Below are 10,394 nucleotides of genomic sequence, written 5' to 3' on the forward strand. Positions count from 1 at the left end.
CAAGAACGATGACACGAACGAGCAGAAGGACACACCAGAACAGCCGACACAGAATTAGCCCAGCTCAACTGCCTTGATCAAATTGACAGGTTCCGAATCCGGGGCCCGCTCGCGGACCGAGTACGGCCGCTGGTGTCGGCATTGCTGCGCGATGGCGTGCCTGCAGATGGTCCTGAACCACCGCGATGGGCACGCCCCGCCGCTGCTGGAGCTGGCCCGCGAGTGTGCCACTTACGGCGGCTACGTCGAAGACGACCAGGGCGTCATCAAGGGCTTGTTCTACGCTCCGTTCGCGACCTACGTACGCGCCGAGCACAACCTGAACGCGAGCGTGCATCCGCAGCTGACCCTGCAGGAGATTGCCGCTCTGCTGGCTGACGGGCACCTGGTGATGGCCTCAGCGCACAAGGAGATCCGTCGTCCCACGCGACCTGCTCCCGGCAAGGGTGGTCACCTGGTGCTCATCACCGGCTATCACCAAGGCATGGTGCGGTTTCACAATCCGTCCGGCCACACCGATGATGCCCAGCGCGCCGTCGTGCCCGCGTCGGTGTTCGAGGCGTTCTTCGCCGGCCGCGGTATCGCCCTGGCGATGCGGTGAGATTCGGGCCAAGCACCTGGCTACCGGTTTTTACACTGTGACCGTAGAGGCTCTCTCGCTGTCGGCCCGACCCGCGTACCTCGAGTGTGAATCCTGTGAGACTCAGGAGAGGGCTCGGTCGAGCCGGGGGGTGAGGCCCGCCATGCTCTGCCGGTACTGGGTGACGATTGTCGCTTGCGGGTATGTGCGCTCCAAGACGGTGCCGAGGGCGGCGCCCCGGCTGATGATGGCCGCGGCAAGTCGTGGAACGGTGATCGCTAAGGTGCCATATGCGACGGCCTGGTCGGGATCTCCCAGTCGGGCGCAGGCGATTCCCAGATCCAGGGCGGTGATCGCCCGTCGGGTCGGAGACAGCTGGGGCGCCTGCTCGTAGACCTCCATTGCCTGCTGGGCATACCTCTTGGCCTGTTCATCGTGGCCGAGCCACAAGCTGGAGGTGGCGGCCACCGACCAGGCCCGTACGGCATCGGCGCCGAACAGCCCGGATATGTGCGCCGGCAGCCGCTCGGCATCCTCACGCAAGACCGCCAGCGCCTGGCGAGCGGGGTCGGTATGGCCGAGCCGGGCGTGGATGCGAGCCAGCTGCCCGGTCAGGCGTGTGTGCGCCGCGGTCGCGGCTGGCGCAATCGCGGCTCCCTGCTCAGCGGCGTGCAGCGCGTCACGGGGCCGGTCGTCATACAGCAGGGTCGTGGCTTCGACGTCCCATGCCCATGCTGTGATCTCGTCGTGGCCGGCTTCCTCGGCGTGATGGCGTGCGTCGGCGGCGTAGGCGAGTGAGGTGCGTACCTGGCCGCGGTCTTGAGCGGCCCATGCCAGGATCACCGACAGCCACGCGGCGGCGATGTAGAGCTCACGGCGTTGGGCGAGCGTCATGCGCAGGTGCAGCAGTTCGGCGACATGGCGGCGATCGGCGAGCACACTGTGCCACAGCTCTTCTGCGCTGTGGCGGGGATAGGCGTGCCCGTAGTCGCTGATGATCTGGTGAAAACGCTCGATGCTGCGGGGCCCGATCTCGGTCCGCTCACTGTGGCGGGTGAACTCATAAGCTTCACGCTCGGTGTCAGCCAGCGCGCCGGAGACGACGATGGTCGCGTTGAGCCCCAGGCGGAGGGCGTCACGACGCTTCACAGGATCATCCCCCGGCGGGTGTGTGTAGTCGGTGGCGAATCCGAGCTGGACCGGCCCCGTGCTGAACAGCCGGCTGATCCGGTCTTGGTAGTCACTATCAGGATGATGCCCGCTCTCCCATCGACGCCAAGCCCTATCAGCGGTTCCACGTAATGGCAGTCCGGCGGCTTGGCCGATCGCAGCGAGCTGGACAAGCGTTTCAGGGACGGTCCATCCATGGGCGAGCCGATGGCTTTTGAGGAGGCTGTGCCCGCAGCAGGTGTGGATGTCGTGGGCGAGGCCGGACAGGGCCTGTGCGGGCATCTGGTTATAGCCGTAACTCATCCGAGCGCGATCGCGGATCGCGGCGGCGCACTGCGTATCGTGCGGTTGGCCGGTGAGATGCTGCGTCACTGGGATCTCCGGGTAAATGTGGCGCCCCCACCATCTCCCGAGCCGTCACGGAGAGCAATAGGGCACCGGCTGACCTGTCGGCGGACAGTGGATGTCCGCCGACAGGTCAGCACTTGCCACTGGCACAGATCATCGGTCGCGCTGGACAGTCGGACCAGCCCTGGTTGCGGCACGACCGATCGGGTGCTCACCCGTCACCCATTTATAGGCGTCAGGAGAGATGATGATCTTTCGGCGGCTCCGGTGGTGACCGGCACTGTGCCCGCCCGGTCCGCGGGCGGGCGACGGTGAGGCACTTACCTTGCGGCTCAGACCGTCTTTCGGCAGTGGTGTGCCTCTTCAACGCTGTCCTGGCGAGCCAGAGCTGGCAGCGCGCGCAAGGCTTCCGGGCCGGCGACGTCTTCAACCGCCTCAGCGCACGCTTGCATGTATTCCGGATCTACCCGGCCATCAGCCCCAACGGCTCCAGCCTGCACCTGGCGAACGACATCACGGAGTGGGCCAGAGCCGTCGAGGGCGGCCTGTCCTGCTGCTGGTGGGTCAGGAGGCGAGGTAGGGGCCGCGAGGAGTTCGCGGCACCCGCCGACAAGATAGATGACGTGGCCTGCCGGATCGCCGCCGCCCTATATGCGGTGCCGCGCGCGGCTGACGGCATGAGACCAGCGCGGTCACCTGCAAAGAGCACACTCTTGGGTCGCCGCGCTGTACTACCTGTGCGCCCCGGCCGCACCTGGCGGGGGGAGCGCGCGGGGCGGGTGCGGGCCCGCCACGGACACGCCAGACGGAGCCTGCACCGCGAACCCCCCTTTAACACCCCCTGGGAGGACCGTTGAGACCACAGTGGGAAGACCTGCCCCGCACGGTGCAAAAAGCGATCGAGGAGCGGGTCGGCTCGGTTCTCAAGGCCGAGCCTGCCGGAACCAGGCCAGGAGCGGGTGTCGCTGTCTTCCTGCACACCGAGGACGGCAGCACATTCCTCAAGGCCTTGCCCCGTAACAGCCACACCGAGCTCCGGTACGGGCGGGAGCGGCGGGTGAGCACGGTGTTCTGCGACCTGCCGCCTGGCCTGCCGGTGCCGCAGTTGCTGTGGTCGGCCGACCTGGAGGGGTGGCTGGTGCTGCTGTATCAGGATCTCGGTGGCCGTCCGGCGAACCTCTCGCCCGGCTCGCCGGACATCCCGCTCTTCCTGAACACGGTGACCATCCTCAACCGAATGCTCACGCCGTGCCCGGCGATGAGCGAGGCGCCGCCCATCGCCGAGAACCTCGCCCTGATCCACGGCCAAGCCGAGCTGCTCCTGGCCACCATGGACTTGTCGTACCGAGCCCTGTTCGGGGCAGCGCTGAAGGGGGTCGCGCCGGAGGCACTGGCCGGGGACACGCTGCTGCACTACGACCTGACCCCGCGCAACCTCCGGGTCGTCGAGGGGCGGGCGTACGCCACCAGCTGGGTGCTCGCGGCGCGCGGCGCCGCCTGGGTGGAGGCGGCCATGCTGTGCCCTCGCCTCATCCTGGCCGGCCACTCCGCCTCGCAGGCTGAGGCGCTGCTGGGCTTGGTGCCCGCCTGGCGAAACGCACCCAAGGGGCCGGTCACCGCGTTGGCCGCGCTGTGGACACTGCGGCGCCTGCACAAGGCGCGGTTCGGGCCCTACCAGGAGCGCGAGTCCAGCGCGCGCTCTGCGGCGGCGGGCCGGGACTGGCTGCTCTACCGCACCATGGGCCGCCGGACATAGCCCCTTGAGCGCGCAACCAGACCTTCCCCCGGTGATCTGGTTTCAAGGGTGAGCAAGCCGGGAGCCCGCCCGCCCCCGCGGGCTCCCGGCCGTCCGGCTCTGGCCGATCCCTCTGCACGCTGACCGGCACGCCCCGTGGGCCGGTGGGGATCGGCCCAGGGGGGCCGCGCTTCGGGCTGCAGATGCCTGGTGGTGGACAGGTCCAAGCTGCGGCCACTACTGCGAAGGAGAGTGCGCAGGATGAGGATCGGATACAGCTTCTGGGGCTTCCTCGGCCCCGGCATCGTCGACACCCCTGACGGCGGCCGGTTCTGGCGTCGCGGCATCATCGACACCCTGCACGAGCACGGACACGAGGTGATCTTGCTGCAGCAAGACCGCGACCACCTGGAGGCCGGCACCGCTCTGCCGTACTGGTGGGAGGCCGGGTTCCCGCCGCTGGACGTGCTGTTTTGTGAGTGGCGCTGGCCGCTGCCCGGCCGCAACACCACCCCGTGCGGTAGCCCCGGCCACACGTGCGACCTGCACCGGCAGGCTGACCTGGTCGGCCACTACACCGAGGACCTGGCCACGCCAACGGTGCTGTGGGACACCGACCGGCAGATGAGCTCAGATGACCCGCTGCGCGAGATGTCGCACGTCATCGTGTGCGACACCGCACTGTGGCCCTCACCTCCGGCGCCGACGCTCGCCACGATGGTCCCGGACGCCATGGTGGACGCGGCCGACCCGGCGCAGTTGGCGGCCACGCCCCGCCCGTTGGATCTGGCCTACGTCGGCAACCAGTACGACCGCGACGAGGCGTTCGACCGCTTCTTCGCCCCCGCGGCCTTGCGGCTGCGCCACCGGGTGGCGGGAAAGTGGACCCGCACCGAACGGTGGCCGCACGTCACCTTCACCGGGAGGGCCGCGTTCACCGAGGTCACCCCCATCTACCGGGGCGCGCTGGCCACGGTGTTGCTGATGCCCGACCGGTACGCGGCGACCGCGAACATCTCCCAGCGGTTCCCCGAAGCGGTGCTGGCCGGGTGTCTGCCGCTGACCCCGACGACGCTTCTCAACGCCGGCCAGATCACCCCGACAAAGTTGCACGTCGCCAACGGCGACGAGGTGGTGGAGCGGATCGCCTGGCTACGGGAGATCCAGGGCGGCCCGGAGCACGCCGACCTGATCGCCGCCTGCCTGGATCTGCTGGGTCTCTTCCGCCACTCCCGGCAGGTCGGCGAGCTGGAGCGGCTGATGGCCACGTTGACCCGCCCCACCGCCACGAGGGGGAACCCGTGACCGGTATCCCCGCCTCTGTCGGCCTGCCGACCTTCGCGACGTTCCACGACGCCTACCGGGCGGTGCTGCACCAGATCCTCGCCCAGCCGCACCACGCGGCGACCGCGCGGGGCACGACGTTCAGCGAGGTCCTCGGCGTCGGATTCACCCTCACCGACCCACGCCACCGCATTCCCTGGCTAGCGGCCCGCCGCCCGAACATCGTGTTCAACCACGCCGAAGCCCTGTGGTACCTGTCCGGCCGGGCCGACCTCGACATGATCGGCTACTACGCGCCCCGGCTGCGTGCCCTGTCGGCCGATGGCGAGCACCTGACCGGCACCGCGTACGGGCCCCGCCTGTTCGCCCCGGCCGGAGCCTCACAGTGGGAACGCGTCGTCGACCTGTTGCGCGCCGACCCGGGCACCAAACGGGCCGCGATGCTGATCATGCAGCCGGGCGAGTTGCTCGACCCTGCCAACCCCGACGTGGCGTGCACCCTCAGCCTGCAGTTCCTCATTCGTGACGGCGCGCTGCACACCGTGGCGTTCATGCGGGGCAACGACGCCTGGATCGGCGTGGCCTGTGATGTGTTCTCCTTCACGCTGATCGCCGAGTACACCGCTCTGGCGTTGGGCGTCCGGCTGGGGACGTACACACACCTGGTGTCGTCGATGCACCTGTCCGTGGCTGATCTGCCGCGCGCGCAGGCCGCGCGCGCAGAGCCCATCATCTCGGTGCCGGACGCGCCGGCCATGCCGCCCACGAGCCCGGAGGCGCTGGCCACCGTGTTGTCGTGGGAGCAGCGGCTGCGCCTGAACGACACCCCGCTGAGCCTTGAGGCCGACGATGTGACCGGGCTGGGTGCGTACTGGCAGCACGTGCTGCTGCTGTTCGAGGCCTACCGGCAGATCACCCACCAAGACGGCCACGTCGGCGAAGACGTTCTCACCGTGCTGCCCGCGCCTTACCGGTGGCTGCTCGGCGTGCGCTGGCCCGATCGGATCCCGGCCCCGCTCGCCCCCGCCCAGGCGGCGTCATGACCCCCGCCCCTGCATGGGCAGGGATGGGCTGGACGCGCTGGTCGGTCATCTTGCTCAAACCCGACTGCGTGCGCCGCGGCCTCGTCGACGATGTGCTCGCCTGCCTGGCCGAGCACGTGGAGATCCGCGGCCGCCGCGAGGTCACCGTCACCCAAGAGCAGATCTTCGCCCACTACGACGACCTGCTCGCACCGCAGGTGTCGGCTGAATTCGGCCTGGACGTCGTCGCTGATCTGCGCCGCCTGTTCGTCGGCCGGCAGGTGTGTGTGGCTCTCGGCCACGGCCCCGGGGCCCCTGCGCTGCTGCGCGAGCTGATCGGGCCCACCGACCCCAGCCTGGCCGGCCCCGGCACCATCCGCGGCCGGTTCGGCGTCGACAGCCTGACCATCGCCCGCTCCGAAGGCAGGCTCATCGACAACCTGATCCACACCTCCGACCACGCCGACGTCGTGGAGCGCGACTTCGGCATCTGGTACGGCCCCGGCCAGCAGCACCTGCTCACCCCCACCGCCGACAGGAGCACCCCATGACCGCACTCCCCCGTGCCCGGCGCGCTCTGCCGATCCTGACACCCCCGCAGATCGCGGACCTCAAGCCCGAACTCGCCGACGTCATCGAGTACCGCAAGTCTGGCCTGTCACTCAACCACGTGGTGGGATGCCCGCTGGACTGCGGATACTGCGTACGCCACCTGTTTGCGAACTTCGAGATGAAGACGCCCCGCGCGTTGATGAGCGACGAAGCCGCGGTTGAACTGCTGACCGGCCACCGCTACTTCCAGCCGCACACGACACCCGTCCAGGTGTTCAACCGGGCCACCGACCCCATGCTGCCCGTCGTCAAACCCCACACCTTCACCGTGCTGCGGCTCCTGGATGAGCGCGGCCTGAACAATCACGTCCTGATCATCACCCGCTGGAGAGTCTCCCCCGCGGACTGCGCCGTCCTCAACAGCTTCCGCAACATCAAAATTACCGTCTTGGTGACTCACTCGGGCATCGACCATGCCGGTATCGAGCCGGTGGACTCCGCCATCGCCGCAGCCAGCCTGCGCACCCTGTATGAGCACGCCACCCGGTACCGCACCGTTTTGTACTGGCGCCCGATCGTGCCTGGCCTCAACGACTCCGACGACCACATCCAAAAAGCTCTGGAGCTGTCGAAGCACGCGCACGCCACGGTCTTCACCGGCCTGTTCTTCCGGCAGCAGATCGCCGCCTACTACCGCGACCACGGCCTGCCGGAACCATACGAGGACACCGCCCGCCGCAAGATCATGCCCGAGGAAACCGAACAGCGGATCTTGCGGGCGTTCCACCGCCCCGCCGACCAGCAGCTGCCATGGGGGCCGCTGTTTCGCAAGACGAGCTGCGGCGTCGCCTACGCCCACCACGAGGCCGACTACAACGGCCACTACGGCATCCGCGAGCTCTGCGACATCTGCCCCCTGGCCCAGCTCAACCTGTGCCGAGACGCCTGGAAGACCCCCGACCTCGCTCACGTCACCGGCCAAGCCCACGCCCTCGGCGCGGTCGGTGAGGTGACGATCACCGACCGCGCCATCATGGTTGAGGGCCTGGACGAGCCGCCGCGCTACTACCTGCAACACACCCACGGCTACCAAGTCCACGACCGCAGCAAGCCCCACCACTACCGCCGGCACGGCCGAGCAGACATCGGCTGGCCGACCACCTAGGAGAGAGCGTGAACTTCGGCACCTGGCCGCGCCTGCTCGTCGTCGATGTGGAAGGCAACGGGGCCACCCCGCCCGACCTCGTAGAAGTCGCGACCATCCCCATCACCGCAGGCCGGCCAGTGCCTCAATCGGCGCACTCCACCCTGATCCGGCCCCCGCGGCCCATCACCGCGTTCGCCACCCGCATCCACCACATCACCAACCACGACGTCGACAGCGCTCCCCGCTGGGAGTCGATCGCCCGGGCGGTCCAGGCGAACCTCGACGGCGTGTGGATCGCCGCCCACAACGCTCACGTGGACTACACCGTGCTGCGCCGCCACCTGCCGGACTGGCAGCCGGACGGGGTCATCGACACTCTGCGGCTGGCTCGCGCCACCCTGCCCGACGCCCCCGGCCACAGCCTCGATGCGCTCCTGGCCCACACCGCTATCTGCCTGAGTGGCATCAGCGGGCAACGCCACCGCGCCGGGTTCGACGCCCACGCCACCGCGCTGCTCCTGGTCAACCTCGCCGCCCACTACCCCACCTGGGACGCCCTCACCGCAGCGGCCATCCCCCCGGGCATGCCCGGCCACGCCACCCCTGACCATGAGGAACAAACCCTATGGTGAGCGCCCCCATCCACCTTGGCATCGCCGGCACCCACGGCACGAACACCACAACCCTGGCTCGCCGCATCGAGATGGAGTTACGCGGCACGGGCTTGAGCGTGGCACGCATCGGCGGTCTCGCCAAATAAGCCGCTGAGCGTGGATTTCCCAAGATGACCCGACACACCCCCGCCTCCACCGAATGGATCATCACCTTCGGAGCCGCGGCCGCCCTGCACGCGGAGCTGACAGCCGACGTCGTCATCGTCGACGGCACCGCCCACAACGCCTTGGCCTACTACCTCGCCGCTGTGCAACATCACGGCCGACAGCCCCCACCCGATGACCTCGACCACCTGACCACTCTCGCCCGCCTCCACACCCGCCGCCAGATTCTGATCATGGCAACCGTCTTAGACCCCGCCGCCCCGTTCGAAGCCCACCACGGCAAAGACCCCGACTACCCCGATGCCGCTTTCCGGGCCGCCGTCGACCAGCAGCTCCACCGCCTCCTCGCCGACCAGCGCCCCGACTACCTCGCCGTCTCCCCGCTCGATCACGCCCCCGCAGTCCAAGCCGCCCTCACCACCGTCATGGAAAGACTGGACACGCCATGAACGCCCCCTTCCCCGGTGGCGCCATCACCATCGCCGGCAAGCGAATCTCCCGCCTTGGCTTGGGCACCATGCGCCTGACCGGCCCCGGTACCTGGAACACGCCCAGCAACATCACAAGCGCCATCACGGTGCTTCGTGACGCCATGACGCTGGGCATCACTCATATCGACACCGCCGACGCCTACGGCCCTCACACCGTCGAAGAGCTCATCCGCCAAGCCCTGCACCCCTACCCCGACAACCTCCTGCTGGCCACCAACGTCGGAATGATCCGCCCTGGCCCGAACATCTGGAAACCACTCGGCCGGCCGGACTATCTGCGCGCCGCCACCGAAGCCTGCCTGCGGCGCCTGGCCGTCGACCGCATCGACCTGTGCTACCTGCACCGGGTCGACCCCACGGTCTCGCTGGCCGACCAGATCGGAGCACTCGCCGACCTCCAAGCCGAAGGAAAGATCGCAAGCATCGGCCTGTCCAAGGTCACCTCCGAGCAGATCCGGCAAGCCTGCGAAGTCGCCTCCATCGCCGCCGTACAAAACTGCCTCAATCTCGATGAGCCCGACGACCCAGCGCTGGCCTACTGCGCAGACAACAACATCGCGTACGTGCCGTACCGGCCGCTGAACGCAGGCCGGCTTACCGCCACCGCTGGAATCGAAAAGTCCCTGTGCCGGCTCCTGGGCCTCGGCGAACACGTCGCCCCGATCCCCGCCACCAGCGACCCGCAACACCTGACCTCCTTAGTGCGGGCCGCCAGCCAGCGCCTCCCAGGACCCCATTGACCGCACCTCATGAGCGGCGCGGCCCGGCTCGGCGGGCCTGGGCCGTACCGGGTGCGGGTGGCCGACCCCCTGCGGCTGGTCGCCCAGGACCCCTCGACCGGGCCGATCCCGCTGGCGGCCGCGCACACCGCCGAGGGCCTGCAACAGCTGCTCGGCGTCATCGGCGCCGGTCAGGTGCCCGACGTGGAGACGGTCACCGAGCACCTCGCCGAGATGCGGGCGGCCGCCGCCAGCGACGGCACTGGAGGCTCACGTCCCTCGGCCCGGCGCGCTGCCAGCTCGTCGGCCACCCGGGCGTGCTCAAGGGCGTCGAGAGCGCGTGCCTAACTGTGCCCCCTTGCAGGGGCGACAAGGATCGTGATGGGCACACTGACCGTGGTTGTGCTCTGTCGTTCGCGGTCGTTGTCTCGGTGGTGTTCGTGCTCTCTTCGCCGTGTCGTCGTCTTCTCCTTCTCAGAGGGCGGATCGCGAGGCGATGACCCTTTGACAGAGCCTTCTGCTCGCCTGGCCGTCTTCACGCTGGATGTCCCGGCCATCCTCATTTTG

Annotated in this window: 11 protein-coding genes; 10 read left to right on the forward strand and 1 reads right to left on the reverse strand. The window is 68.8% G+C overall.

Annotation, left to right across the window (positions count from 1 at the left end; translation table 11 throughout):
* The first annotated feature begins 151 nt into the window (after window positions 1-151).
* Window positions 152-601, forward strand: a complete 450-nt coding sequence (locus ABT130_RS45590) for a C39 family peptidase (protein WP_502992251.1) — start codon at window positions 152-154, stop codon at window positions 599-601.
* A gap of 102 nt (window positions 602-703) precedes the next feature.
* Here the strand turns inward: ABT130_RS45590 and ABT130_RS45595 are convergent, their stop codons facing one another.
* Window positions 704-2,122: an NsdA family TPR-like regulatory protein gene (locus ABT130_RS45595; protein ID WP_350966196.1), complete on the reverse strand. Its 1,419-nt coding sequence runs from the start codon at window positions 2,120-2,122 to the stop codon at window positions 704-706.
* Between the two features lie 829 nt (window positions 2,123-2,951).
* Between ABT130_RS45595 and ABT130_RS45600 the strand changes: the two genes are divergently transcribed.
* The 9 genes from ABT130_RS45600 to ABT130_RS45640 all read left to right on the forward strand — a co-directional run bounded on the left by ABT130_RS45600 (window position 2,952) and on the right by ABT130_RS45640 (window position 10,175).
* The gene (locus ABT130_RS45600; protein WP_350966197.1) at window positions 2,952-3,854 is read left to right on the forward strand and encodes a hypothetical protein; all 903 of its coding nucleotides are present in this window, start codon (window positions 2,952-2,954) and stop codon (window positions 3,852-3,854) included.
* Between the two features lie 240 nt (window positions 3,855-4,094).
* The gene (locus tag ABT130_RS45605) at window positions 4,095-5,138 is read left to right on the forward strand and encodes a CgeB family protein (RefSeq protein ID WP_350966198.1); all 1,044 of its coding nucleotides are present in this window, start codon (window positions 4,095-4,097) and stop codon (window positions 5,136-5,138) included.
* Window positions 5,135-6,160, forward strand: a complete 1,026-nt coding sequence (locus ABT130_RS45610; protein WP_350966199.1) for a thymidylate synthase — start codon at window positions 5,135-5,137, stop codon at window positions 6,158-6,160. The genes ABT130_RS45605 and ABT130_RS45610 overlap by 4 nt, the downstream gene beginning before the upstream one ends.
* Window positions 6,157-6,690, forward strand: a complete 534-nt coding sequence (locus tag ABT130_RS45615) for a nucleoside-diphosphate kinase (RefSeq protein ID WP_350966200.1) — start codon at window positions 6,157-6,159, stop codon at window positions 6,688-6,690. Before ABT130_RS45610 ends, ABT130_RS45615 begins: the two co-directional genes overlap by 4 nt.
* Window positions 6,687-7,856 (forward strand): hypothetical protein, encoded by a 1,170-nt coding sequence (locus tag ABT130_RS45620; protein ID WP_350966201.1) that lies wholly within the window; start codon window positions 6,687-6,689, stop codon window positions 7,854-7,856. Before ABT130_RS45615 ends, ABT130_RS45620 begins: the two co-directional genes overlap by 4 nt.
* Window positions 7,857-7,864: 8 nt before the next feature.
* Window positions 7,865-8,470, forward strand: coding sequence for a 3'-5' exonuclease (locus ABT130_RS45625; protein ID WP_350966202.1), 606 nt, complete (start codon window positions 7,865-7,867; stop codon window positions 8,468-8,470).
* Window positions 8,471-8,622: 152 nt separating this feature from the next.
* The gene (locus ABT130_RS45630) at window positions 8,623-9,066 is read left to right on the forward strand and encodes a hypothetical protein (protein WP_350966203.1); all 444 of its coding nucleotides are present in this window, start codon (window positions 8,623-8,625) and stop codon (window positions 9,064-9,066) included.
* Window positions 9,063-9,848 carry an aldo/keto reductase gene (locus ABT130_RS45635; protein WP_350966204.1) on the forward strand — a complete coding sequence of 262 codons (786 nt, stop codon included), beginning with the start codon at window positions 9,063-9,065 and terminating at the stop codon, window positions 9,846-9,848. Before ABT130_RS45630 ends, ABT130_RS45635 begins: the two co-directional genes overlap by 4 nt.
* Window positions 9,849-9,857: 9 nt before the next feature.
* Window positions 9,858-10,175: a DUF6245 family protein gene (locus ABT130_RS45640; RefSeq protein ID WP_350966205.1), complete on the forward strand. Its 318-nt coding sequence runs from the start codon at window positions 9,858-9,860 to the stop codon at window positions 10,173-10,175.
* The last annotated feature ends 219 nt before the right edge of the window (window positions 10,176-10,394 follow it).

Source organism: Streptosporangium sp. NPDC001681, assembly GCF_040298085.1.
Taxonomy (GTDB): Bacteria; Actinomycetota; Actinomycetes; order Streptosporangiales; family Streptosporangiaceae; genus Streptosporangium.